At 63.2% G+C, this 23,184-nt stretch carries 26 protein-coding genes; 17 read left to right on the top strand and 9 right to left on the bottom strand.

Annotation, left to right across the window (positions count from 1 at the left end; translation table 11 throughout):
* Nucleotides 1-26: 26 nt before the first annotated feature.
* The 5 genes from IVB29_RS30365 to napE are packed head-to-tail and all read right to left on the bottom strand — an operon-like array spanning nt 27 to nt 4,200.
* Entirely contained in the window at nt 27-680 is a 654-nt protein-coding gene (locus IVB29_RS30365; RefSeq protein ID WP_247507094.1) for a NapC/NirT family cytochrome c, read from the bottom strand.
* Entirely contained in the window at nt 677-1,147 is a 471-nt protein-coding gene (locus tag IVB29_RS30360; protein ID WP_247507093.1) for a nitrate reductase cytochrome c-type subunit, read from the bottom strand. Before IVB29_RS30360 ends, IVB29_RS30365 begins: the two co-directional genes overlap by 4 nt.
* Complete coding sequence (gene napA, locus IVB29_RS30355) at nt 1,144-3,657, bottom strand: nitrate reductase catalytic subunit NapA (protein ID WP_247507092.1); 2,514 nt, start codon at nt 3,655-3,657, stop codon at nt 1,144-1,146. The genes IVB29_RS30360 and napA overlap by 4 nt, the downstream gene beginning before the upstream one ends.
* Nucleotides 3,658-3,673: 16 nt before the next feature.
* The gene (locus tag IVB29_RS30350) at nt 3,674-3,988 is read right to left on the bottom strand and encodes a chaperone NapD (protein ID WP_247507091.1); all 315 of its coding nucleotides are present in this window, start codon (nt 3,986-3,988) and stop codon (nt 3,674-3,676) included.
* 26 nt (nt 3,989-4,014) lie between these two features.
* Nucleotides 4,015-4,200 carry a periplasmic nitrate reductase, NapE protein gene (gene napE / locus IVB29_RS30345; RefSeq protein WP_247507090.1) on the bottom strand — a complete coding sequence of 62 codons (186 nt, stop codon included), beginning with the start codon at nt 4,198-4,200 and terminating at the stop codon, nt 4,015-4,017.
* A 266-nt stretch (nt 4,201-4,466) separates the two neighbouring features.
* Here napE and IVB29_RS30340 point away from each other — a divergent pair, with 266 nt between their 5' ends.
* From IVB29_RS30340 to IVB29_RS30310, 7 genes are all read left to right on the top strand, one after another.
* Entirely contained in the window at nt 4,467-5,672 is a 1,206-nt protein-coding gene (locus IVB29_RS30340; RefSeq protein ID WP_247507089.1) for an LLM class flavin-dependent oxidoreductase, read from the top strand.
* A gap of 241 nt (nt 5,673-5,913) precedes the next feature.
* Nucleotides 5,914-6,702 carry a LuxR C-terminal-related transcriptional regulator gene (locus tag IVB29_RS30335; protein WP_247507088.1) on the top strand — a complete coding sequence of 263 codons (789 nt, stop codon included), beginning with the start codon at nt 5,914-5,916 and terminating at the stop codon, nt 6,700-6,702.
* Between the two features lie 235 nt (nt 6,703-6,937).
* A complete protein-coding gene (locus IVB29_RS30330) occupies nt 6,938-9,097 on the top strand; it encodes a PQQ-dependent dehydrogenase, methanol/ethanol family (protein WP_247507087.1) in 2,160 nt (719 codons plus the stop codon).
* 141 nt (nt 9,098-9,238) lie between these two features.
* Nucleotides 9,239-10,111 carry a L,D-transpeptidase gene (locus IVB29_RS30325; protein WP_247507086.1) on the top strand — a complete coding sequence of 291 codons (873 nt, stop codon included), beginning with the start codon at nt 9,239-9,241 and terminating at the stop codon, nt 10,109-10,111.
* Between the two features lie 109 nt (nt 10,112-10,220).
* The gene (locus tag IVB29_RS30320; protein ID WP_247507085.1) at nt 10,221-10,523 is read left to right on the top strand and encodes a plasmid stabilization protein; all 303 of its coding nucleotides are present in this window, start codon (nt 10,221-10,223) and stop codon (nt 10,521-10,523) included.
* A gap of 9 nt (nt 10,524-10,532) precedes the next feature.
* Nucleotides 10,533-10,856, top strand: coding sequence for a four-helix bundle copper-binding protein (locus IVB29_RS30315; protein WP_247507084.1), 324 nt, complete (start codon nt 10,533-10,535; stop codon nt 10,854-10,856).
* Nucleotides 10,857-10,939: 83 nt separating this feature from the next.
* Nucleotides 10,940-11,326, top strand: a complete 387-nt coding sequence (locus IVB29_RS30310; RefSeq protein ID WP_247507083.1) for a hypothetical protein — start codon at nt 10,940-10,942, stop codon at nt 11,324-11,326.
* A 164-nt stretch (nt 11,327-11,490) separates the two neighbouring features.
* Here IVB29_RS30310 and IVB29_RS30305 read toward each other — a convergent pair whose 3' ends face one another.
* Nucleotides 11,491-11,703: a hypothetical protein gene (locus IVB29_RS30305; protein WP_247507082.1), complete on the bottom strand. Its 213-nt coding sequence runs from the start codon at nt 11,701-11,703 to the stop codon at nt 11,491-11,493.
* A 409-nt stretch (nt 11,704-12,112) separates the two neighbouring features.
* Between IVB29_RS30305 and IVB29_RS30300 the strand changes: the two genes are divergently transcribed.
* A complete protein-coding gene (locus tag IVB29_RS30300) occupies nt 12,113-12,289 on the top strand; it encodes a hypothetical protein (protein WP_247507081.1) in 177 nt (58 codons plus the stop codon).
* A gap of 99 nt (nt 12,290-12,388) precedes the next feature.
* Here IVB29_RS30300 and IVB29_RS30295 read toward each other — a convergent pair whose 3' ends face one another.
* The gene (locus IVB29_RS30295; protein WP_247507080.1) at nt 12,389-13,078 is read right to left on the bottom strand and encodes a Crp/Fnr family transcriptional regulator; all 690 of its coding nucleotides are present in this window, start codon (nt 13,076-13,078) and stop codon (nt 12,389-12,391) included.
* A 235-nt stretch (nt 13,079-13,313) separates the two neighbouring features.
* Between IVB29_RS30295 and IVB29_RS30290 the strand changes: the two genes are divergently transcribed.
* From IVB29_RS30290 to IVB29_RS30250, 9 genes are all read left to right on the top strand, one after another.
* Complete coding sequence (locus IVB29_RS30290; RefSeq protein ID WP_247507079.1) at nt 13,314-13,544, top strand: hypothetical protein; 231 nt, start codon at nt 13,314-13,316, stop codon at nt 13,542-13,544.
* A gap of 167 nt (nt 13,545-13,711) precedes the next feature.
* Complete coding sequence (locus tag IVB29_RS30285; protein ID WP_247507078.1) at nt 13,712-13,969, top strand: hypothetical protein; 258 nt, start codon at nt 13,712-13,714, stop codon at nt 13,967-13,969.
* A gap of 110 nt (nt 13,970-14,079) precedes the next feature.
* Complete coding sequence (locus IVB29_RS30280) at nt 14,080-15,276, top strand: cytochrome P450 (protein ID WP_247507077.1); 1,197 nt, start codon at nt 14,080-14,082, stop codon at nt 15,274-15,276.
* A gap of 148 nt (nt 15,277-15,424) precedes the next feature.
* Nucleotides 15,425-16,387 carry a sulfonate ABC transporter substrate-binding protein gene (locus IVB29_RS30275; RefSeq protein ID WP_247507076.1) on the top strand — a complete coding sequence of 321 codons (963 nt, stop codon included), beginning with the start codon at nt 15,425-15,427 and terminating at the stop codon, nt 16,385-16,387.
* A gap of 199 nt (nt 16,388-16,586) precedes the next feature.
* Nucleotides 16,587-17,744 carry an FMNH2-dependent alkanesulfonate monooxygenase gene (ssuD, locus tag IVB29_RS30270; RefSeq protein WP_247507075.1) on the top strand — a complete coding sequence of 386 codons (1,158 nt, stop codon included), beginning with the start codon at nt 16,587-16,589 and terminating at the stop codon, nt 17,742-17,744.
* Nucleotides 17,741-18,547, top strand: a complete 807-nt coding sequence (gene ssuC, locus IVB29_RS30265) for an aliphatic sulfonate ABC transporter permease SsuC (RefSeq protein ID WP_247507074.1) — start codon at nt 17,741-17,743, stop codon at nt 18,545-18,547. The genes ssuD and ssuC overlap by 4 nt, the downstream gene beginning before the upstream one ends.
* A 19-nt stretch (nt 18,548-18,566) precedes the next feature.
* Nucleotides 18,567-19,415, top strand: a complete 849-nt coding sequence (locus IVB29_RS30260) for an ATP-binding cassette domain-containing protein (protein ID WP_247507073.1) — start codon at nt 18,567-18,569, stop codon at nt 19,413-19,415.
* Between the two features lie 32 nt (nt 19,416-19,447).
* Complete coding sequence (locus IVB29_RS30255) at nt 19,448-20,029, top strand: flavin reductase family protein (RefSeq protein WP_247507072.1); 582 nt, start codon at nt 19,448-19,450, stop codon at nt 20,027-20,029.
* A gap of 87 nt (nt 20,030-20,116) precedes the next feature.
* Complete coding sequence (locus IVB29_RS30250; protein ID WP_247507071.1) at nt 20,117-20,272, top strand: hypothetical protein; 156 nt, start codon at nt 20,117-20,119, stop codon at nt 20,270-20,272.
* 84 nt (nt 20,273-20,356) lie between these two features.
* Here IVB29_RS30250 and IVB29_RS30245 read toward each other — a convergent pair whose 3' ends face one another.
* On the bottom strand, nt 20,357-21,505 hold the full coding sequence (locus IVB29_RS30245) for a M20 family metallopeptidase (RefSeq protein ID WP_247507070.1): 1,149 nt from the start codon (nt 21,503-21,505) through the stop codon (nt 20,357-20,359).
* 256 nt (nt 21,506-21,761) lie between these two features.
* Nucleotides 21,762-23,147: a sigma-54 dependent transcriptional regulator gene (locus IVB29_RS30240; protein ID WP_247507069.1), complete on the bottom strand. Its 1,386-nt coding sequence runs from the start codon at nt 23,145-23,147 to the stop codon at nt 21,762-21,764.
* Nucleotides 23,148-23,184: the final 37 nt, after the last annotated feature.

Here is a 23,184-nt window from a genome sequence, read left to right as displayed (position 1 = left end):
CGCCCATTCAAGCGGCGCGGCCGCCCCTACTGCCAGCCGGGGACGCCGCGCATGTCGGGCAGATGGTGGGCGATGCCCTTGTGGCAGTCGATGCAGGTCTTTTCCTTGGTGAACAGGAAGCGCTGGTGCGCCACCGAGGCCCGTGGCGACTGTTTTGTGATGTCCATGGAATCGGCGCTGTGGCAGTTGCGGCATTCCAGCGAATCGTTGGCCTTGAACCGCGCCCATTCGTGCGCGGCGAGCTCGAGGCGGTGGTCCTGGAATTTCTCCCGCGTGTCGATCGTGCCGAAAAGCTTGCCCCAGACCTCCTTGGAGGCCTGCATCTTGCGCGCGATCTTGTCGGTCCAGTTGTGCGGAACGTGGCAGTCCGGGCAGGTCGCCCGCACGCCGGAGCGGTTGGTGAAGTGGATGGTCGACTTCAGCTCGGCGAAGACGTTTTCGCGCATCTCGTGACAACCGGTGCAGAATTTTTCGGTGTTGGTCAGTTCCAGCGCGGTGTTGAAGCCGCCCCAGAAGATCACGCCGGCCGCAAAGCCTGCCAGCACCAGCACGCCGAGCCCGAACACCGAGCTCGGCCGGATCAGCACCTGCCAGAGCTCGCGCGCGAAATCCCAGGCTCGCAGGATAAAGCTGCGCTTGGCCTCCAGCTTCTCCTTGGGCTCGTCAGCAGTCGTCGTCATCGCCGGCCACCGGGGCTTGCGCGCGACAGCAGCGTGTCGATGTCGGTGAAATCGTTGCTCACGGGCGGCGTCGCGGTGTTCTGAGGCACGTGGCATTCCGTGCAGAAAAAGCGCCGCGGCGAGATCGAGGCCAGGAACTGGCCGTCGCGGTCCATGAAATGCGTGATCGAGACCATCGGCGCCTGCGATTCGGCCGTGCGCGACCGCGCGTGGCAGGACAGGCATTTGTTGCCGTTGAGGTCGATCTGGTAGCCGTCGATCGTATGCGGGATCACCGGCGGCTGCTCCGGATAGTTGCGCGACTCCTTTTCAGAAGTGTTGCGGTTCGGCAGCATCGGCGGCGCCGGGCCCTCGTCATTGAGCGGGGTCGGGCCGCGCAGGCCTGACGTCACCGTCTGCGCGGTCAGCGAGCTCGCGCCGGCAGCGATCGCGCATGCGAGTAGCGCAATTGCAAATCGTTTCATCATGACACGTTCACCCGCTCGATGCGCACTGCGCATTTCTTGTAGTCGGTCTGCAGCGAGATCGGATCAGTAGCGTCCAGCGTCACCTTGTTGATCAGCTTGGATTCGTCGAACCACGGCACGAACACCAGGCCACGCGGCGGCCGGTCGCGGCCGCGCGTCTCGACGCGGGCGCGGATGAAGCCGCGGCGGGATTCCACCTTCACTTCGTCGCCGCGCCGGATTTTCGCTTCCGATGCGTCGTCAGGATGCATGAAGCAGACGGCCTCGGGGAACGCCTTGTAGAGCTCGGGCACGCGGCGCGTCATGGTGCCGGAATGCCAGTGCTCCAGCACGCGGCCGGTCGAGAGCCAGAACGGATAGTCGTTGTCGGGCGATTCCGCGGCGGGCTCGAAAGGCAGCGCGAAGATGCGCGCCTTGCCGTCGGGATAGCCGTAGAACTGCACGTCGGTGCCCTGCTTGACGTAGGGATCGCTGCCCTCACGGAAACGCCACTTTGTCTCTTGGCCGTTGACGACGGGCCAGCGCAGGCCGCGCTCTTTGTGATAGCTCTCGAACGGCGCAAGGTCATGGCCATGGCCGCGGCCGAAGGAGGCGTATTCTTCAAAGAGCCCCTTCTGCACGTAGAAGCCGAATGCCTTGGATTCTTCGTTGGCGTAGCCGTCCTCGATTTCGGAGGTCGGGAATTTATCGACCTGGCCGTTCCGGTAGAGCACGTCAAACAGCGTCTTGCCGCGAACCTCCGGCTTCTTGGCGATCAGTTCCTCCGGCCAGACTTCCTCGATCTTGAAACGCTTTGAGAATTCCATGAGCTGCCAGAGATCGGACGTGGCCTCGCCGGGCGCCTTGACGAGCTGGTGCCAGAACTGCGTGCGCCGCTCGGCATTGCCGTAGGCGCCTTCCTTCTCCACCCACATCGCGGTCGGCAGGATCAAATCGGCAGCGAGTGCCGTCACCGACGGATAGGCATCCGAGACCACGATGAAATTGTCGGGATTGCGGAAGCCCGGATAGGTCTCCTCATTGGCGTTGGGACCGGCCTGGAGGTTGTTGTTGACCTGCACCCAATAGGCGTTGATCAGGCCGTCCTTCAGCATCCGGCTTTGCAGCACGGCGTGGGCGCCGGGCTTGTCGGGAATGGTGCCCTCGGGCAGCAGCCAGAGGTGCTCGGCCTTGTCGCGATGCTCCTTGTTGGTCACGACCATGTCGGCGGGCAGGCGGTGCGAGAAGGTGCCGACCTCGCGCGCGGTGCCGCAGGCCGAGGGCTGACCGGTCAGCGAGAACGGGCTGTTGCCGGGCGAGGCGATCTTTCCGGTCAGAAGATGGATGTTGTAGACGAGGTTGTTGCACCAGACGCCGCGGGTGTGCTGGTTGAAGCCCATGGTCCAAAACGAGACCACTTTGGTCTTGGGATCGGCGTAGAGCTCGGCGAGCGCCTCCAGCCGGTTCAGTGGCACGCCGGACATCTCGGCGGCCTTCTCCAGCGTGTAGTCCGAAATGAACTTCACGTACTCGTCGTAGCTCATCTCGGTGGAATCGTTGGCCTTGGCCGCGCCCGTCGCCTTCTTTTGCAGCGGATGCTCGGGCCGCAGGCCGTAGCCGATGTCGGTCTGGCCGCGCCTGAAGATGGTATGTGCGGCAACGAAGTCCTTGTTGACCCGGCCGGTCTTGATGATGTGGTGGGCGATCGCGTTGAGGATGTAGAGGTCGGTCTGCGGCTTGAAGATCATGCCGATGTCGGCGAGGTCGAACGAGCGGTGCTCGAACGTCGAGAGCACGGCGACGCGGACATGCGGCGCGGACAGCCGGCGGTCGGCGAGGCGCGTCCACAGGATCGGGTGCATCTCCGCCATGTTGGAGCCCCACAGCACGAAGGCATCGGTGGCCTCGATGTCGTCATAGCAACCGGCCGGCTCGTCGATGCCGAAGGTGCGCATCATGCCGGCGACGGCGGATGCCATGCAGTGCCGCGCATTGGGATCGATGTTGTTGGTGCGGAAGCCGGCCTTGTAGAGCTTCGAGGCGGCATAACCTTCCCAGATCGTCCACTGACCGGAGCCGAACATGGCGAGGCCGTTCGGCCCGCGCTTCTTCAGCGTCTCCTTCCACTTCACTTCCATGATGTCGAAGGCTTCGGTCCAGGTGATGGGCGTGAAGTCGCCGTTCTTGTCGTATTTGCCGCCTGTCTTGCGCAGCATCGGCTGCATCAGGCGGTCGTGGCCGTACATGATCTTGGAGAGGAAGTAGCCCTTGACGCAGTTGAGGCCGCGATTGACCTCGGCCTTGATGTCGCCATGGGTGGCGACGACGCGGTTGTCCTTGGTCGCGACCATCACGGAGCAGCCGGTGCCGCAGAAGCGGCAGGCAGCCTTGTCCCATTTCAATTCCGATGTGTCGCGCTCGGTGACGAGATTGGCGGCGAGCGCCGGCGCCGGCATGCCCGCGGCGGCCATCGCGATGGCGGCGGCCTCGAGCTTCAGCATCTGGCGGCGGTCGAGCTTTGGCGATGTCATGATGGCTCTTCCTGACTCAGGCGGTTTCAATGGCGTGGAAGACGAGCGCTGCGGAATAGACGTCCGGCAGCGACTGGATGGTGTTGAGCATGGTGCCGAGGCTGCCGGCGTCAGGCGCTTCGGTCACGACCACGAGCTTGCCGCGCGGATCGCGGCCGTGAATCTCGCAGCCGGGAAGGGCTGTGATCGCGGCTTCCAGCGCGGCGAGACGCTCGGGGCGCGCCTGCACGATGATGCTGGCGATCTCGCAGCCGGGCGGGGAGACGACGCGGTCGGCACTGAGCACCCGTCCCGTGATCAATGCACGGCGGTTGAGTGAGATGTGGGCCATGATGCCTGTCTTTCGCTATGAGGAGATCAATGCGGGGAGGTCGGTGGACCCGGCGGGCCGGCGAACATCTGGTAGATCCAGACGCCGAGCCCGTAAGAGCCGACCGTTCCGACCGCGAGGACGGGCATCACGACCGCGGTCAGGAACAGGAACGCGAAAATCTCCATGCGCTTACGGCGCACGCGCGAAGTCGCCTCGTCAGGGGCCGACATGTTCCGTCTCTCTGAAATGTTGGGAATCGAGACGGCATCCGGGCCGTTGCCTTGCTGTACTTTTGATACGTTCGAGCCGCTAACGCGTTGATCTGGATCAACCGCTCAAGTTCGCCGCGCCCCCGTCGTGCGCGCCGGAATCGGGCTTTCATCGCTGTTTGCAGGCGAGAGATTGATCTCCCGCGCGACGGAATTGCTGCTCCGTAGACAGCCGCGCCTCACGCATTAAGATGTCGTCAACAACAATAAGCGGGAGAGGCGTCGTCATGAAGTTCGGCATCTTCTACGAGCTGCAGCTGCCACGGCCCTGGGTGGCCGGCGACGAGCTCAACCTCTACCAGAACGCGCTCTCGCAGATGGAACTCGCCGACAAGCTCAATTACGACCACGCCTGGGTCGTCGAGCATCATTTCCTCGAAGAATATTCGCACTCACCCTCGCCGGAGTCGTTTCTCGCCGCTGCCAGCCAGCGTACCAAGAACATCCGCCTCGGCCACGGCATCCTCCAGCTCACCACCAATCATCCGGCGCGCGTTGCCGAGCGCGTCGCGGTGCTCGACCTGCTCTCCAACGGCCGCTGCGAATTCGGCATGGGCGAGAGCGCCTCGATCACCGAACTCACGCCGTTCGGCCGCGACATGGAGACCAAGAAGGAAGTGTTCGAGGAGGCCGTCGCCGCGATCTTCCCGATGTTCAAGGACGCCGGCAGTGAGCACCACGGCAAATATTTCGACATTCCCTTGCGCAACGTCGTGCCGAAGCCGGTGCAGAAGCCGCATCCGCCGCTGTGGATGGCCTGCTCGCAGCTGCCGACCATCGAGCGCGCCGGCCGCCACGGTTTTGGCGCGCTCGGTTTCCAGTTCGTCAGCGCCGATGCCGCGCATGCCTGGGTGCACGCCTATTACAACGCCATGACCAAGCGGCTGAACAAGCTCGCCGACTACGAGATCAACCCGAACATGGCGCTGGTCTCGTTCTTCATGTGCGCCAAGACCGATGAAGAGGCCCGCGCGCGTGCCGACGGCGCCACCTTCTTCCAGTTCGCGCTGCGCTTCTACGGCGCCTCGCAGAACCGCCAGCGTCCCGCACCCTACACCGTCAACATGTGGGACGAGTACAACAAGTGGAAGCGCGATAACCCGGAGGCGCAGGAGGCGGCGCTGCGCGGCGGCCTGATCGGCTCGCCGGAGACGATCCGCAAGAAGCTGAAGCGCTTCCAGAGCTCGCACATCGACCAGGTCATCCTGCTGAATCAAGCGGGCAAGAACAGCCACGAGCACATCTGCGAATCGCTCGAGCTGTTCGGCCGCGAGGTGATGCCGGAGTTCCAGAACGATCCGGCGCAGGCGGAGTGGAAGCAAGGCGTGATGAGCGGCGAGATCAAGCTCGAAGAGATCGACACCGAAGCCTTCAACGACCGTTACGGCAAGCTCGCCGTCAACGTTGCCCCGGCGAAGGCCGTGGCGGGGTAGGCTACATCTGGCATGGGCCCCGGCTCAGCAGCGCACCGCTGAAGAAGCGCTGCCCTGCGTCCGGCGCACGAGACTATCTTCTGCATCGACCAGCAACACTCTCGTGTCCCGGACGCGATGCAGCACGCAGTGCTGCTTCGCAGAGCCGGGACCCAGAAGCGGCATACACTGACCTAGCCGGCTTCCTGCCAACTCGCCTTGCTGATATCGTCCGCCAAAAGAACCTTGGCGGAGGAAACCCATGCGGCCCCACGCGATGGCCTCGAATCCGGCGGCCGGCGACATCACGCCGGCGGTGCTCGCCATCGGTCGCCCGGATTTCCCAAAAGTGCTGATCGACACGCTACGCCGGCAAGCCGGCGTCGGCCATTGCATGGTGTTCGCACTGACGCGCACGGGTGCCGCAAGCTGCCTGCTCGATGTCGGCAATATCCCGACCGGCGCCGATCTTGGCGCGGCCTACGCCGGCCAGTTCCACGAATCCGATCCCAATCGTGACGCGCTGTTCGAGGCCGAAACCAGCGCACCGATCGTGCTGCCCTCGTTCGCCCCGCGCATGTACGGCGCGCGCTATCGCAAGATCTTCTTCAAGGACTCTGACATCGTCGACAAATGCGCCACCGCGATCTGGGTGGATGACACCTGCTTCTACGTCAATTTCTACCGCGTCACGTCCCAGGGCTGCTTCGGCGATGCAGAGCGTGCGCGGCTTCAGACAATTGCGCCCGCGATCGGCGCCAGCGTGGCGCGCCATTTCCAGCAGGCCGCGACCGCGCCGCTCGACCAGTCCCTCGCCGCGTTGTTCGCGACGCGCGCGCCACTCTCCGCGCTGACGCCGCGCGAGCATGAGGTCTGCCGCCGCATCATGCTTGGCTTCAGCTCCGAGGCGATCTCGCAAGCGCTCGGCATCAGCCTGCATTCGATCCTGACCTACCGCAAGCGCGCCTATCAGCGGCTCGGCATCTCCTCGCAGAGCGAGCTGTTTGCGATCGTGCTGCGCCTGTTCGCAGGGCCGCGCAGCCTGAACTAAGTCTCTGCTTCCGAGAGCAAAGCGGACCGCGGCCCGCCGCGCAATTTGCTGCGCTTGTGGATATGGGGCGCCTTCGGTTCGGCGCAGGACGCTTGCTTACAACTGCAATCCGGAACGTCAGGACTGAAATACTTCAGTAGCACCGTCGAGGGAGGCTTGACGCTTCATATCAACGGAAGCGGGCGCAGGCATGCGCGCGCATCGTGGTCTCGACGTGCGCGGAAGAGGGTAAGGAATGGAACGATCCAGAATATTCGAGATTCAAATTCCCTTCCGCAAGATCGGCCTCGTTAACATCAGCCTCGTTCTTGCTCTCTTGGGTCTTTCCCTTCCTTCCAGTGCATGGGCGCAGACCGGGGCCGACGCGAAGCCTCATAGCATCAAGGCGAATATCTCGCGAGTCGACGGCGACTTCATCAAAGCAAATACCAAGACATCCTGGGATTGGCCGACCGTCGGCCTCGACTACGCCGAAACGCGGTTCAGCAAGCTCAATCAGATCAACGCCGACAACGTCGGGAATCTTGGGCTCGTCTGGAGTTACAATCTCGAATCATCGCGCGGGATCGAGGCAACGCCGCTCGTCGTCGATGGCATCATGTATCAGTCGGCGCCCTGGAGCGTGGTCCATGCCATCGACGCGCGGACCGGGAAAAAAATCTGGTCGTTCGATCCCGGTGTCGACCGCTCAAAGGGCTATCGAGGGTGCTGCGACGCCGTCAGCCGGGGCCTCGCCCTTTACAAGGGCAAGGTCTTCGTCGCCGCCTATGACGGACGCCTGATCGCGCTCGATGCCGGGACCGGGGCCAAGGTCTGGGAAAAGGACACGCTGATCGATCATCAGCATTCCTACACGATCACCGGCGCGCCTCGTGTCTTCAAGGGCAAGGTCGTGATCGGCCAGAGCGGGGCCGAATACGGTGCGCGCGGCTATGTCACGGCGTACGACGGCGAGACGGGCCATCAACTCTGGCGCTGGTTCACCGTGCCCGGAGATCCATCGAAGCCATTCGAGGACGCTTCGATGGCAGTCGCGGCGAAGACCTGGGATCCCTCGGGCAAATATTGGATCAACGGCGGTGGTGGCACGCCGTGGGACACGATCACGTTCGATCCCGATCTGAACATGGTTTATGTCGGTACTGGAAACGGCGGTCCCTGGAATCGCAAGCTTCGCAGTCCGTCGGGCGGCGACAATCTTTATCTCGCCTCGATCGTCGCACTCAACGCCGACACGGGCCAGTATATCTGGCACTATCAGGAGACGCCCGGCGACAACTGGGATTACACGTCCACCCAGCCGATGATCCTGGCCGACATCGAGATCGACGGTGTGCCGCGCAAGGTGATCCTGCACGCGCCGAAAAACGGCTTCTTCTTCGTCATCGATCGCACCAACGGCAAGTTCATCTCGGCGAAGAATTTCGTCGAAGTGAATTGGGCGACGGGATACGACGCCAAGGGACGTCCGATCGAGCTGCCGGCTGCGCGCGACGCAGATCAATACGAGTCCATTCCCGGACCGGATGGAGCGCACAATTGGCAGCCGATGTCGTTCAATCCCGTGACCGGCCTCGTCTACATTCCGGCGCAGCACTTACCGGTCAATCTGACGCCGGAAAAGTCGTTCAAGCAGAATGCCGTTGCGCCAAATAAGGCCGGGGCCTTGTTGGGCGCAAATCTCGGCTTCGCTTTCAACCCGTCCCCGAAGTCGACCCCGTTCGGACGTCTGCTCGCCTGGGATCCGGTGCATCAAAAGGAAGTCTGGCGGGTCGAGCATGTGTCGCCATGGAACGGCGGTACGCTGACCACAGCCGGCAATCTGGTTTTCCAGGGGACGGCGGATGGCCGCTTCGTCGCTTATGACGCTGCAACAGGAACCAGGCTGTGGGAAATCCCGACCGGCACCGGCGCGGTGGCGGCTGCCGGCACCTACATGGTCGACGACAAACAATACGTCTCGATTGCGGTCGGCTGGGGCGGCTCTTACGGCCTTGCCCATCGCGCGACCGAGTACCAGAACCCGGGAACGATCTATACATACGCGCTCGGCGGCACGGCGAAGCTGCCGGAGTTCGTCAAGTATCAGACCGAAGGTCTGCTGCAGGGCGTGAAGTACGATCCGAAGGATATAAAGGAAGGCGCGGACATCTACGTCACGGCGGCCTGCATAGCCTGCCACGGCGTGCCCGGCGTCGACCGCGGCGGCAACATCGTCAATCTCGGCTATGTCGGCACTGATGTGATTACCAACCTCAGGAACATCGTCTTCCACGGTCCATTCCGCGACCAGGGCATGCCCGATTTCAGCGGCAAGTTGAAGGAAGGGGACGTCGCCAAGCTCCAGGCCTTCATCCAGGGAACTGTCGACGCCATCAGACCGAAGAGCAGGTGACGAGCCAGCTTACGAACACGCGCCGGCCGTACTCCAACTTCCATTAACCATCCCCCCGCAGTTCCAGTCCGAGCGACATCGCTTCGAAGTTTCTTAAATTTTGCTGGGTACCTCTTCGGGCATGGTGACCTGGGGCAAGACATGAGCAAGCGGGCCAAACGTCGAAAGGCAGAGACGCTCGCAATCCCGATGGCCGCGAGAGTTGCAATTGGCGCCGTGGCCGTCGCCGCATTGGGGTACGGTTTGCTGTCTCAGCCGGCGAGCGTGCAACCGGTGCGAAAATCGTCCGCGTCCCAAGCCCAAGCCCAGGCACAGGCATCGTCAACTCCGGTCTACGTGGCAACTCCGGTTCATGCAGTAGCGCCAGCGCCGGCTCCGATTCCGGCCCCGGCGCCTCTGGTCGAACCACCAAAGGCCGTTGAGGGCCCCGGCGCACTTGTCCGGCAGGTGGTCGACTACGCCAGCCGCCAGACGCCGGGCACCGTGATCATCGATACCAAAAACACATTTCTCTATTTCGTTCTGAACGACACGCAGGCGCTGCGCTACGGCATCGGTGTTGGCCGTGAAGGTTTCACATGGTCCGGTGAGCAGAGCGTGGCCCGCAAAGCAGAATGGCCGGATTGGCATCCGCCCGTAGAGATGATTGGGCGTCAGCCGTATCTGCCGCGGTTCATGGCAGGCGGTCCCGGCAACCCGCTCGGCGCCCGGGCGATGTATCTGGGCGAGACCGAATATCGCATCCACGGCACCAACAACCCCGATACGATCGGGAAGAAGGTTTCGTCCGGCTGTATCCGGCTGACCAATGACGACGTCGTTGACCTGTATGAGCGGGTGAAAATCGGAGCGAAAGTGATCGTGCTCCCGGCAAGCGCGGCCCGCCGGCCTTTCCAGGGAGCGCCGGCCGACGCCGCTTTCCGCTTGCCGGACCCGGCATCGCCGTCGAAGCGGCCCTTGGCGGCTAACGCACGGATGCTGTCATCTGGACCGAAGATCGCCGAGGCGCAGTAACTCGGTTCTCCGTGCTCGGCCTGCTCGCGGCGTCCGGTCGTCCGAACGAAAGCCGTTGGAACGATGGCGAGGCATCCCGGTTCACAGGAAACAGAGATGGAGGTTTCCGATGCCCCGTGGCGACAAATCCAGCTACACCGGCAAGCAGAAACGAATGGCTGAACACATCGAGGAAGGCTACGAGAAGCGTGGCGTTTCCGAGGACGAAGCCGAGCGCCGCGCTTGGGCGACCGTGAACAAGGAAACCCACGGCGGCAAGAAAAGTGGTTCCGGGCGAGGCACCGAAGAGGATCACGCGCCCTCCCGCAAGGGCGGAAAGCTTGGCGGCGAAGCATCGGCGCGCAGGCCCGCGGCGGAGCGTTCCGCCTCGGCCAAGAAGGCCGCCCGCACCCGCAAGAAGCGCGCGGCATAGGGGTGCGTCATGAACGAGGAGATGACGCGCTGCATCGAGACCTGCTTGTCCTGCTACAAGACATGTCTCTCGACGGCGATGAACCACTGCCTTGAAATGGGCGGCAAGCACGTCGAGCCCGCCCACCTCCGCCTGATGATGGCATGCGCGGAAATGTGTCGGACCTCGGCTCATTTCATGTTGATCAACACGCCGCATCACAAGCATACGTGCAGGGAGTGTGCCGAGATCTGTGCGGAGTGCGCCAGCGACTGCAAGCGGATCGGTGACATGGACGAATGTGTCGCCGTCTGCGAGGCCTGCGCCGAATCCTGCCGCAGGATGGCTGCATAAGCGAACGCGCGGCCCCCAGCTCCTGCACGTTGCTGGACGACCGCGCGTTCCGGCGCCTGCTCAGGCCGCCTTCAGGTTCTATCGTGCCCGTACCGGTCGCGGACAAGCTGATCGGTTATCCGGTCCCGGCGACGGTCCCGGTAGTGCCAGTTCAGCGTCCCGTAGATCAGGGCGGCGAGAAGCAAAAACGCTCCGACGAAAAAGACGATTTCCATGATGTCATTCCCTTCCGCATGTGCGGGAAACACAGTGGGCCGTCGAGCGTTCCTATCGGTAGCTCATGCCAGGAGGCCAACATGCGAGACAAGAGCCAAGGCATTACACTCGACGAAAAGGCTCAGGAGCAGCCTAAGGATAAGGAACGAGCCCAGACCGCCCACAAGACCGAGCCGGGGCACATGCCACCGCAACCCGATCAATCAGGCAAGGACGACGAGCTTCAGCCGTTGCGGGAGAAGAGCGGATTCTAAAGCATGATCCGGAAAAGTGCGAAGCGGTTTTCCGAAAAGATCATGCGCAAACAACAGCCTAAAGCGCGATGACGATTCATCCCAATCTCGTCGCGCGTTAGGACGGGGTCGCGGTTCTGAGAAAATCCAGGCTCGCGGCCGATCCGGCGCTGAAGCCGATTGTTCTAGTGCCTTCTAGACCCGGGGATTTTCCCAAGAACCACTCCTCGGGAGTCCCGAACTGACACCGTACGGCCGGTCTGTTCTGCGATCCGCTTAGCGAGTTGAAGCGCCTCGGCTTCGTCGGCGAGGTCGGCGACCATCATCGAGAGGGTTCCGACGCCAGCACCGGTGATGACGATATTGTTGCTCTTGCCGGTATCACTCTTGTCGGTCACAGCTCGATTCCCTGGGCAGTCCGGATGTCACGATGGAGGCTGAAGGTAGCTAGCCAGACGCCGGATGTCGTTTGAGGTCAGGGGATCGGCGATCACCCTGGTCTCGATGAAACGACATTTCGGGCATTCGAAGATTCGCTTTTCGGAATTGTCCGGTTTTGGAGATGCGCTCAGCAGCTCCATGCGAGTCTGGCATCTCCCGCAACGCGGCCGCTCGATGGCGATCAATGAACGCGCTGTCGGTACAGACATGACTCCCACCCGTAAAACAGAGGACAAATTAAAGCCCCGTCCCCTTCCTGCCGTCCGTCCGGTAGCCGACATACGCGTCAAAAAAATTCGACTTTGAGCAGCCGAAGGTCAGAACTAAAATTGGTTCGGAAGTCGAGTTGCCCAGAACGAGTTGGCGATGACTGCAAAGCGGAGACGATTCAAGCAGACGCTTTCGCTCGATGAGCGCCTCAGGAAAACCGCGGAGGAATATCGTGCCAAAGCCAAGCTTCTTCAGGGCAAGGAGAAGCAGGAGCTTTTGGAAAAGGCGCGCGAATTCGAAGTGCAGGTTTCGATCAACAGGCTGTTCGACTAAAGGTTTTCGTGCGAATTTGATGCCGGTTCGCGAACGGAAAACGTATCAAAGCCAAAAATCTGGAGCCACGTTCCGATTCTCATCGGACCGGAAACGGCTCTAGATCACATTCTGCTCGCGAAGCATCTCAAAGCACTCGCAGGCCCGTGCTTTCAAGGCATCGAGGTCGAGGATGTTGATGACGCCACGCGAGTAACTGATGAGCCCATCCTCTTGAAGTTTTTGGGCGACCTCGGTGACCGACGTCCGGCGGACGCCGAGCATTTCAGACAGGAATTCCTGTGTGAGGTGAATGGTCATGCTTTGCGTCACCGAGCTGGTCTGCAACAGCCACCTGCAAAATCGCTCTTCAATCAAATGAAGAGCGTTGCAAGCGGCTGTAACACGGGCCTGGGCAAGCAGGTTCTCGGTGGACCGCAAGCACATCAGCTGAAGCGCCTTGCTGGTCTCGCCGTGCCGTCTCATGGACGCGGCGGGAATGAGGGCTGCGGTCATCGATATCTGAATGATCGCCCGAACCTGCGACTTGTACAGGCCGAACGTCGCAGCGGTACCGAACGCTCCGTCCCTGCCGATCGTCGACGTCTCAACGGCCTTGCCATTTCTCATGATCGTGAGGAGCGAGATCATGCCACCGAAGGGAAAGTAGACCTGGTCGATTTCGTCGCCGACCTCGGCGAGCACCTTGCCTTGCGCGAGCGATGTCACCGTCATCTGCGGCCGAAGCTGTTCAAATTCGGCCCGCGGCAAACTTGCCAGCAGGGAGTTGGCGAGCGGAGCGGTCGGCATTGTGTATCCCGCCCAGTCGGTCTGGGCCGTCTTCCGCGGGGATTGACGTGGCGTTCCGAGTTGACGCCTCCACGGGAATTTCTAGGTAGGCTACAAACCGGCATTTCGTCGGTACGGTTTCCGACACATGCCAGGAGCTGAATTCCACGAGCGCTGTTAACTAGACGCCTCATTACAGCGTAATACTAGGGCGCACGAAATATTTAATGTCCGAGACCGGACTCAAGAGGGAAACATGCCGCGATTCTTCTTCGTCGTCGTCGACGGCCGAAACATGGAAGTCCAGAACGACGGGCTGGAGCTGCCCGATCGCGATGCCGCCTGGGTGGAAGCGACGACGGCCTGCGGAGAGCTTCTCCGCGACCTCGATGGCAAGCTCAAACCCGGAGATCAGTGGTGCATGAAGGTCCGGGATGCGTCCGCCACTGACATCTATCTGCTGGAGTTCAAGACCAGAGCAGTCTGACGAGACGACGTGCGCAGGACCCTGGAACCGTATCATCCGAGGGAACCAAACCCTGCCGTTGTGTTCGGTATCCGACATAAGGTAATCTCCCTCATCACCGTCCCGCCCGCGGCTTCGACCGGTGACTGAGAGAGAATCGTGCTCCCGCCTGGTTCATGGTGGTGCCGATGCATGACTCCGAGCCTACAACGACGTCCTACCGGCTCCGGATTTTGACCAATGGGATCGAAGAGGAATGGTCGGTTCCTCTGGACGGCAATGATGCAAGCGCGCTTTGGGACGAAGCCGCCCTGACAGCGTGCGACATGATCCGCGACATCAGGTTCGGCGGCATGAGGCCAGACCTCGATTGGCGTTTCGAGTTCTGCGATCCGGCCGGGACTGTGATCAGTAGATTTTCGTTCAAGGCGGAACGTCTCGCCTAAAAGACGGCTCACACGCCCCAATGTCGCTGTCCCTATCGCCAGGGACAGACGCCCGCACCGGATTTCGCTAGTCTGGCCTGGAAAAGACGAGAATCCAGGGGGAGACCGCCTTGAGCACCGCGCCGCGTGTCGAGATCGATCTGGCCGCGTTCTGGGCCGACCCGTATCCGATGCTCGCAAAAATGCGCAAGGAGGCGCCGATCGCCTTCGTGCCGCAGCTGGGCTCGACATTGCTCAGCTGCCGCGACGACATCTCGATCTCGGAGAAGCAGATCGACGTGTTCTCCTCGCATCAGCCGGCCGGCCTGATGAACCGGCTGATGGGGCACAACATGATGCGCAAGGACGGCGAAGCGCATCAAATCGAGCGGCGCGCGATGTTTCCGACGGTGTCGCCGAAGACGGTGAAGGCACACTGGACCGCGCTGTTCCAGGCCCATGCCGATCGCATTCTCGACGCGATCGAACCCGGGCGCATCGATTTCATGCGCGACTTCGCGCTGCCGTTTTCCGGCGAATGCCTGAAGTCGATCACCGGCCTCACCAATATCGGCTTTGGCGACATGGACGCGTGGTCGCAGGGCATGATCGAAGGCATCGCCAACTACTCCGGAGATCCCGCCGTCGAAGCGCGTTGTCACGCCGCGACCTCGGGCATCGACGCCGCGATCGACGACATCCTGCCGGTAATGCGCAAGCACCCCGACCAGAGCATCCTCGGCGTGCTGCTCGCCTCGGGCATGCCGATGGAGAGCGTGCGCGCCAATGTCAAACTCGCGATCTCAGGCGGCCAGAACGAGCCGCGCAAGGCGATCGCCGGCACGGTGTGGGCGTTGCTCTCCCATCCGGATCAACTCGATCTCGTGCGCAAGGGCGAGGTGACCTGGCTCGAAGCGTTCGAGGAATATGCCCGCTGGATCTCGCCGATCGGTATGTCGCCGCGGCGCATCGCAAAGCCTTGGAGCATTCGCGATGTCGCGTTCGAAACCGACGAGCGCGTGTTCCTGATGTTCGGCTCCGCCAACCGCGACGAGAAGCATTTTGAACGCGCCGACCAATTCGATGTGCGGCGTGACACGTCCAAGAGCGTCGCCTTCGGCGCCGGGCCGCATTTTTGCGCCGGCGCCTGGGCCTCGCGCGCGATGATCGCCGACGTCGCCCTGCCGACGGTGTTCGCGCGTGCCGGGAAGATCGAGATCGCCGATGACGAGCCGGTGCGGATCGGTGGCTGGGCGTTCAGGGGCTTGCAGAACCTGCCGGTGAATTGGCCCTCACGTTCGCGTGCGGAAAAAAATCCCTCTGCATGAGCGCGGCCCCTTGAAAGATTAATCATGCGCGCGGCCACAGGCGCAGTGCGCGCATCGCTATTTTCCTCGGCGTCTCGACAGCTCCACTGACCCGCATCATCATTCTAGAAACCTGATGATGACGGCCGCATGCGGCCGGGAGTGTGGAATGCAGCGTCGCGATTTTCTGAAACTGTCCGTTGGAACCGCAGCCGCCGCTGCGTTGGCCTCGCATGCGAGCGCCCAAGGAAATTCACAAGGCGCGGCGAAGGAAATTCGTATCGGCTACCAGAAGAACGGCGTGCTGGTCATCACGCGCCAGCAGGCCACCTTGGAAAAACATTTCGCATCCCAGGGCATCGAGGTGAAATGGGTCGAGTTCTCCTCGGGGCCGCCGATGATGGAGGCGATGAATGTCGGCAGCGTCGATTATGGCGCGGTCGGCGATTCCCCGCCGGTGTTCGCGCAGGCGGCCGGCGCCGCGATCGTCTATGCCGCGGGCCAGCCGATCACCAACGGCCAGGGCATCCTCGTGCCGAAGGATTCGCCGATCCGCTCCATCGCTGAACTGAAAGGCAAGCGCGTCGGCTTCACCAAGGGCTCCAGCGCCCACAATATCGTGGTGCAGACGCTGGAGAAGGCGGGCCTCACCTATGCCGACATCACGCCGGTCTATTTGACGCCGCCGGATGCAGGCCCCGCCTTTGCCAATGGCAGCATCGAGGCCTGGGCGATCTGGGACCCGTACTTTGCAATCGGCGAGACCAAGCAGAGCGGCCGCATCCTGATCAATGCGCGCGAGGTCACCAAGACCAATTCCTTCTACATCGCCAACCGCGACTTCGCTGGGAAACACGGCGCCATCCTGCAGCAGATCGTCGACGTCACGAGCGCGACCGCCAAATGGGCCGAGCAGCACCGCGACGAAGTCGCGAAATCGCTCGCCGCCGTCACCGGCATTCCGCTCGACATCCAGACCATTGCCGCGAACCGCTCGTCTTACGCAGTCGGCCCCGTCACCGACGACATCGTCGCGACCCAGCAGGGTGTCGCCGATCGCTTCCACAAGCTCGGCCTGATCCCCAAGCCGATCGTCATCCGCGACATCGTCTGGCGCAACCCGGCAGCCTGATCGTGCCGACCGATCTTCCCACATCAAGAGGTCCAAACATGAGGCGCATCCTTCAGCGTGTGATCGCAGCCATCGTCACGTCGATCGGTATCGTCGCTGCCGCCGTCGGCACGACCTACGGCTAGAGCATGATCCGGAAAAGTGTGGAGCGGGTTTCCGAAGGGATCATGCTCAGGCAACAAGTGATCGGAGCACATCCATGAGCAACGCCAACATCCTCTGGTTCCTGCCGACCCACGGCGACGGCCGCTATCTCGGCACCGGCATCGGCGGCCGCGAGGTCAATTTCAACTATCTGCGCCAGGTTGCGCAGGCCGCCGATCAGCTCGGCTATTTCGGCGTGCTGCTGCCGACGGGACGGAGCTGTGAGGATTCCTGGATCGTCGCCTCCTCAGTCGCGCCGTTCACCGAACGGCTGCGCTATCTCGTGGCTGTCCGCCCCGGCCTGCAATCGCCGAGCGTGGCCGCGCGCATGACCGCGACGCTCGACCGCATCACAGGCGGACGTCTGCTCGTCAACGTCGTCACCGGCGGCGATCCCGTCGAGAACAAGGGCGACGGCATCTTTCTTGGGCATGACGAGCGCTACGAGGTCACGCGCGAGTTCCTCAGCGTCTATAGCGAGCTGCTCGCCGGCAAGACCGTCGATGTCGAGGGCAAGCATATCCGTGTCGAGGGCGGCAAGCTGCTGTTCCCGCCGGTGCAGTCGCCGCGCCCGCCGCTCTATTTCGGCGGCTCGTCGGATGCCGGCATCGACGTCGCGGTCGACGCCGTCGACAAATATCTCACCTGGGGCGAACCGCCGGCGCTGGTTGCCGAGAAGATCGCGAAGGTGAGGGAGGTCGCGAGCGCGCGTGGCCGAAAGCTCTCCTTCGGTATCCGCCTTCACGTGATCGTCCGCGAGACCAACGAAGAAGCCTGGCGCGCGGCGAACGAGCTGATCAAGCATGTCAGCGACGAGACGATTGCGACGGCGCAGAAGAACTTTGCCCGCATGGATTCGGTCGGCCAGCAGCGCATGGCGCAGCTCCATGGCGGCCAGCGCGACAAGCTCGAGATCGCGCCCAATTTGTGGGCCGGTGTCGGCCTCGTGCGCGGCGGCGCCGGCACGGCGCTGGTCGGCGACGCCCGGACGGTCGCGGCGCGCATCAAGGAGTATCAGGATATCGGCATCGATACCTTCATCATGTCGGGCTACCCGCATCTGGAGGAAGCCTATCGCTTCGCCGAACTGGTGTTCCCGCTGCTCTCGCTGGAGCAGCCCTCTAACGTGACCAAGCTGCACTTCAACGGCGGTCCCTTCGGCGAGACGGTCGGCAGTGATTACCGTCCGCAACATCGGGTGTCGCAATCATGAGCCTCATTGACAGCATCTCCTTCCCGCGCAGCTTCCGCCTGCCGCGCCTCGATGGACTGGTCCAGTGGATCGTGCCGTTCGCCATCATCGCGATCTGGCAGGTGGCGAGTGTCACCGGCTTCGTGCCGACGCGCGTGCTGCCGGCGCCGAGCGATGTTGCGCTCGCCGGCTGGAAGCTGCTGCTCTCCGGCGAGCTCGTCCGCAATATCTGGGTCTCGTTCTGGCGCGCCTCGATCGGCTTCTTGATCGGCGGCAGCATCGGCTTCGCCTTCGGGCTCGCCAACGGTCTGTCGCAGCTCTCGGCAAAACTTACCGATACCACGCTGCAGATGGTGCGCAACGTGCCGCATCTGGCGCTGATCCCGCTGGTCATCCTGTGGTTCGGCATCGACGAGAGCGCAAAACTGTTTTTGGTGGCGCTCGGTGTGTTCTTCCCGATCTACCTCAACACGCTGCATGGCATCCGCACCGTCGATCCGCAGCTGATCGAGATGGGCCGCATCTATGGCATGACCGACAGCGAGCTGTTTCGTCGTGTGATCTTTCCGGGCGCGCTGCCCTCGATCTTCGTCGGCATCCGCTTTGCGCTCGGCATCATGTGGCTGACCTTGATCGTGGCCGAGACCATCGCGGCGTCCTCAGGGCTGGGCTACATGGCGATGCAGGCGCGCGAGTTCATGCTGATCGACGTCGTCGTGCTCTCGATCCTGATCTACGCCCTGCTCGGCAAGCTCGCCGACAGCGCCTCCCGCGTGCTGGAGCGGGCGACGCTCTCCTGGCACCCCGCCTTCCAGAAACGCTAGCAGAAATACCGGGAATCACATGCAGACAGCGCTTCGTACGTCCCTTCCCGAGACCGAGCTCGCCAGCCGCGCCAATTTCACGCCTCACGCCCGTGTCGTGCACGAGGAGCGGCAAGAAGAACGCCAAGTGCAAGCCACCGGCTTGCCGCTCAGCATCCGGGGCTTGCGAAAATCCTTCGGCGACAACGAGGTGTTGCGCGGCATTGATCTGCACATCCCCGCCGGCCAGTTCGTCGCCATCGTCGGCAAGAGCGGTTGCGGCAAGAGCACGCTGCTGCGCCTGATCGCCGGCCTGGACAAGATCGATTCCGGCAGCATCAGTTTTGGCGACGAAGTCCAGGCCGAGGACGTCCGCGTGATGTTTCAGGAGCCGCGGCTGCTGCCTTGGGCGCGCGTCCTTTCGAATGTCGAAGTGGGGCTCGGTCGCGATCGTTCGTCCAGCGACGCGCATGCGCGTGCCGAGAAAGCGCTGACCGAGGTCGGTCTCGCCGACAAGCGCGACCAGTGGCCCTCGGTGCTGTCGGGCGGCCAGAAGCAGCGCGTCGCGCTCGGCCGTGCATTGGTCTCGCGTCCGCGCGTGCTCGCCTTCGACGAACCGCTCGGTGCGCTGGACGCGCTGACCCGCATCTCGATGCAGCGCCTGTTGGAGCGGGTCTGGCGCGACCAGGGCTTTACCGCCATCCTGGTCACCCACGACGTCGCCGAGGCGGTCGCCCTGGCCGACCGGGTGCTGGTGATCGACGAGGGCCGGATTGCCCATGATGTCGTGGTTAATACGGCCCGGCCGCGCGAGCGCGGCTCGGTCGAGCTTGCCGGCCTCGAAGGCTCGATCCTGAGCCACCTTTTGTCGGCGGACGATCGTACCTAAATAGAAGGGACCCCCGCTTCGGGGAGCAAGCCATGAATGTAGTGCCCCGCGAGCTCATGACCGAAACTCCCGTTTTGCCCGCCGATTTCCGCAGCGCCATGCGCCACCTCACCGGCGGCGTCAGCGTCATCACCGCCGGGCGGGGTAAGGACATCACCGGCATGACGGTGACCTCCGTGGCCTCGCTGTCGGTCGATCCGCCGACGCTGATCGTCAGCATCAACCGGGATGCCTCGTCGTTCCCGCTGATCAAGCGTTACGGCGTCTTCGGGGTGAACATGCTTGCGGCCGACCAGCTCGATGTCGCTGAGCGCTTTGCCGGCAAGGGCGGGCTGAAGGGCGCCGATCGCTTTGCAGGCAGCCGATGGGTGACGTCGGTCTCGGGCGTTCCGCTGCTGGTCGGCGCCTTGTCTGCCGTCGATTGCGAGGTCGAGGAGATCGTCGAACGCCACTCGCACGGCATCGTCATCGGCCGCGTCAGGGACATCAGGAATTCGACCCGCAACGCCGCGCTGGCCTATTGGCACGGTCAGTACGTTGCGGTCGATCAGGACGAAGACGCAGCCAGGCTCGCGGACGTCAGCGTGCCCACGCACAGCCGGCGCGGCGTTTGACCGCCAGCCCGCAGGCTGGCCTTTTCCCCGGCATCGCTCTAGAAGCGCGCCTGAGCCTTCCCGCCGGGACGGCAATGGAGCGGAACGATGAAGCGCGTCGCGATCCTAGCCTTCTACGCCGTCGGCGCGCTCGCGATCGCCTATCTCGCGCTCTACGCCTATGCGATGTTCAGTGGCCGGCCGATCGTGCCGGGCGATCCCATCCACATTTTTCGTAAGCCGGACGCGCCGAGTTATTCGTGAGGAATTTGTAGTGTGGGTTACGCCTAGTGGATGCGCTTGCGCATCCACGGCGCTAACCCGCCCTACGCAGCTATGGCACCTGCGTCACCCCCGCAAAATCGCCAGCGCCAATGCCTGTGCGCGCGGCACGATGCTGTCGATCTCCAGATATTCCTCCGGCGTGTGCGCGAGCCCACCGACCGGTCCGAGGCCGCAGATGGTCGGCGTGCCGACCGCGGCGGTGAAGCCGGAATCGGCGCAGCCGCCGGAGAACTCGCCCTGCAGCGTGGTGAGGCCGACCTTTTTTGCGGCGGCCTGATAGCCTTCGAACAGCACCTTCGAATCCGCGCTCTGCACCACCGGCACGAATTCGCCCTTGATCGTCAGCGTCGCGCTGGTGCCGGGCACGTAGGACGTCGCGATGATCTTTTCGATCGCGGCCATCACCCTCGCGCGATCGGCCGGATCGACATAGCGCAGGTCGATCTGACCCTCCGCGTAAGGCGCCGTGGTGTTGACGGACTGCCCGCCCGAGACGAGGCCGACATTGAGCGTGATGCCCTTGTCGAGATCGGTCAGCGCATGGATCTGCACGATTTTTTGCGCGAGCTCTCCGATCGCGCTGACGCCCGCGGCAAAGTTGGCGCCGGAATGCGCCGCTTTGCCGGTGATGGCCATGTGCATGAAGATGCCGCCCTTGCGCCCCGTCACGACGTTGCCTGTGGGGCGGCCCGGCTCGGAATTGAACACGGCGCGCGCGGCGCGCCCTTCGCGCTCGATCACGGGGCGCGAGGAGGGCGAACCGATCTCCTCGTCGGAGGTGATCAGCAGCTTGATCGGATGCGGGCTGCCGCCGAATTTATGGAAGGCGGTGGCCACGAAGATGTTCATGACCACGCCGGACTTCATGTCGGCCACGCCGGGACCATAAGCGCGGTTGTCCTTGATCGTGAACGGACGGCGTCCGGCCTCGCCCTTGCCGAACACGGTGTCGCGATGTCCCAACAACAGCACCGGCTTCTCGTTGCTGCCGGGCTTTGCGACCTCGGCGTGGATCGCATCGCCGAACGTGGAATCGCCCTCGCGCCGGCAGGGAATGCCATGCTCGGCGAAATGCCGCTCGAACCGCGCCCCGACCGCATCGACGCCTTCCTTGTCGTAGGACCCGGAATCGATGTTCACGACGTCGCGCAAGAGATCGATCATCGCCTGCCGCTGCGACGCCAGCCAGTCGGTGATTTGAGCTTCAGACATGTTGACCCTCGGTGGTTCTCACGCGGGGTTATAGGGCCTGTCGTGCTGGCGGCCTAGTCGCGTGGCGCGGTCCCGTTATGCGGGGAGCGCTCTCAGCGCCGTCATCGCGAGCGTGGCGCAACAATCCAGACTGTTTCCGCGGAGGGTTTCTGGACTGCTTCGCTGCGCTCGCAAGGACGAGGTTGGCAGCCTGCATTCAAATAAAAATGCCCGGGACTGGCCCGGGCATTCGTATTCTCGGCCAGCGTGAAGCGCCTTACGCCCCCACCATCGGCATCCGCGGATATTCCCCCGGCATGCCCGCCGGCGTGATCGGGATGCCGCCGTCGGAATATTCGTTGAGCTTGTTGCGCAGCGTGCGGATCGAGATGCCCAGGATATTCGCGGCATGGGTCCGGTTGCCGAGGCAGTGTTTTAGCGTCTCCAGGATCAGGTCGCGTTCGACGTCCGCAACGGTACGCCCCACCAGCGCGCGCGTCACCTGCTCGGCGGCCATCGTCGCATGCGCCACGGCCGGGGCGGTCTTGGCGAGGTCGAGGCGGTCGCCGTCCGGCGTGAGGATTGCGTCGGGGCCGATCTCGTCGCCCTGCGCCATCAGCACCGCGCGGTGCATGGTGTTTTCGAGCTCGCGGACGTTGCCCTGCCAGCGGTTGGTGGAGAGCACAAGGCGGGCGTCCGCCGAGATCGGCCGCATCGGCACACCGTTGGCCTCGGCATATTTCTTCACAAAATGCTGTGCGAGCTCGAGGATGTCGAGGGGACGCTCGCGCAGCGGCGGGATCTTCAAATTCACGACGTTGAGGCGGAACAGCAGATCCTCGCGGAACGTGCCTTCGCGCACGGCTTCCACCAGATTGCGGTTCGAGGTCGCGATGATGCGGATGTCGACGGGGACGGGCTTGGTGCCGCCGACGCGGTCGATCACGCGCTCCTGGATCGCGCGCAACAGCTTCGACTGCAGGCGGACGTCCATCTCCGAGATTTCGTCGAGCAGCAGCGTGCCGCCGGTGGCCTCCTCGAACTTGCCGATGCGGCGGGCGATTGCGCCGGTGAAGGCGCCCTTCTCGTGGCCGAACAGCTCGGACTCCAGCAGGTGCTCGGGGATCGCGGCGCAATTGATCGAGATGAACGGGCGCTTGGCGCGCGTCGAGCGGGTGTGGACGTAGCGGGCCAGAACTTCCTTGCCGGTGCCGGATTCGCCGGTGACCATCACCGAGGCATCGGAGCCCGCAATCTGCTGGGCGAGCTTGACGACCTTCGCCATCGCCTCGTCGCGATAGATCAGCTCGCGGGAATCGTTGGCGACCGCGGCCAGTACCGCGGCGATCAGCTCCGGATCCGGCGGCAGCGGGATGTATTCCTTGGCGCCGGCGTGGATCGCGGCAACCGCGGCGCGGGCGTCGTTGGTGATGCCGCAGGCGACGATCGGAGCGTGGATGTGCTCGGCCTCGAGCCGCATCACGAGGTCGCGGATGTCGAGGGCGACGTCGACCAGCAGGAGGTCGGCGCCCTTGCCGCCGCGCAGCACGCGCATCGCCTGGTCGTGATCCTCGGCGTGGGTCACTGTGGCGCCGTTGTCCATCGCGATCTTGGTGGCGGTGGTGAGCTGGCCCTTCAATGTGCCAACGATGAGAAGCCGCATGTCAGTCTCCTGTCCGTCTGGTCGCGCTGCCGCGCGT

Source organism: Bradyrhizobium sp. 1 (assembly GCF_023073315.1).
Classification (GTDB): Bacteria; Pseudomonadota; Alphaproteobacteria; order Rhizobiales; family Xanthobacteraceae; genus Bradyrhizobium.
This window is presented reverse-complemented; position numbering and strand designations above follow the sequence as displayed.

Coding starts and splice junctions, on each gene's coding strand:
- napE (WP_247507090.1), bottom strand. CDS start 4,200: ATGTCGGCCCCTGACGAGGCGACTTCGCGCGTGCGCCGTAAGCGCATG.
- ssuC (WP_247507074.1), top strand. CDS start 17,741: ATGAGCCTCATTGACAGCATCTCCTTCCCGCGCAGCTTCCGCCTGCCG.
- IVB29_RS30330 (WP_247507087.1), top strand. CDS start 6,938: ATGGAACGATCCAGAATATTCGAGATTCAAATTCCCTTCCGCAAGATC.
- napA (WP_247507092.1), bottom strand. CDS start 3,657: ATGACATCGCCAAAGCTCGACCGCCGCCAGATGCTGAAGCTCGAGGCC.
- IVB29_RS30250 (WP_247507071.1), top strand. CDS start 20,117: ATGAAGCGCGTCGCGATCCTAGCCTTCTACGCCGTCGGCGCGCTCGCG.
- IVB29_RS30350 (WP_247507091.1), bottom strand. CDS start 3,988: ATGGCCCACATCTCACTCAACCGCCGTGCATTGATCACGGGACGGGTG.
- IVB29_RS30290 (WP_247507079.1), top strand. CDS start 13,314: ATGCCGCGATTCTTCTTCGTCGTCGTCGACGGCCGAAACATGGAAGTC.
- IVB29_RS30245 (WP_247507070.1), bottom strand. CDS start 21,505: ATGTCTGAAGCTCAAATCACCGACTGGCTGGCGTCGCAGCGGCAGGCG.
- ssuD (WP_247507075.1), top strand. CDS start 16,587: ATGAGCAACGCCAACATCCTCTGGTTCCTGCCGACCCACGGCGACGGC.
- IVB29_RS30285 (WP_247507078.1), top strand. CDS start 13,712: ATGCATGACTCCGAGCCTACAACGACGTCCTACCGGCTCCGGATTTTG.
- IVB29_RS30360 (WP_247507093.1), bottom strand. CDS start 1,147: ATGATGAAACGATTTGCAATTGCGCTACTCGCATGCGCGATCGCTGCC.
- IVB29_RS30275 (WP_247507076.1), top strand. CDS start 15,425: ATGCAGCGTCGCGATTTTCTGAAACTGTCCGTTGGAACCGCAGCCGCC.
- IVB29_RS30295 (WP_247507080.1), bottom strand. CDS start 13,078: ATGCCGACCGCTCCGCTCGCCAACTCCCTGCTGGCAAGTTTGCCGCGG.
- IVB29_RS30255 (WP_247507072.1), top strand. CDS start 19,448: ATGAATGTAGTGCCCCGCGAGCTCATGACCGAAACTCCCGTTTTGCCC.
- IVB29_RS30365 (WP_247507094.1), bottom strand. CDS start 680: ATGACGACGACTGCTGACGAGCCCAAGGAGAAGCTGGAGGCCAAGCGC.
- IVB29_RS30240 (WP_247507069.1), bottom strand. CDS start 23,147: ATGCGGCTTCTCATCGTTGGCACATTGAAGGGCCAGCTCACCACCGCC.
- IVB29_RS30300 (WP_247507081.1), top strand. CDS start 12,113: ATGACTGCAAAGCGGAGACGATTCAAGCAGACGCTTTCGCTCGATGAG.
- IVB29_RS30315 (WP_247507084.1), top strand. CDS start 10,533: ATGAACGAGGAGATGACGCGCTGCATCGAGACCTGCTTGTCCTGCTAC.
- IVB29_RS30325 (WP_247507086.1), top strand. CDS start 9,239: ATGAGCAAGCGGGCCAAACGTCGAAAGGCAGAGACGCTCGCAATCCCG.
- IVB29_RS30335 (WP_247507088.1), top strand. CDS start 5,914: ATGCGGCCCCACGCGATGGCCTCGAATCCGGCGGCCGGCGACATCACG.
- IVB29_RS30320 (WP_247507085.1), top strand. CDS start 10,221: ATGCCCCGTGGCGACAAATCCAGCTACACCGGCAAGCAGAAACGAATG.
- IVB29_RS30260 (WP_247507073.1), top strand. CDS start 18,567: ATGCAGACAGCGCTTCGTACGTCCCTTCCCGAGACCGAGCTCGCCAGC.
- IVB29_RS30340 (WP_247507089.1), top strand. CDS start 4,467: ATGAAGTTCGGCATCTTCTACGAGCTGCAGCTGCCACGGCCCTGGGTG.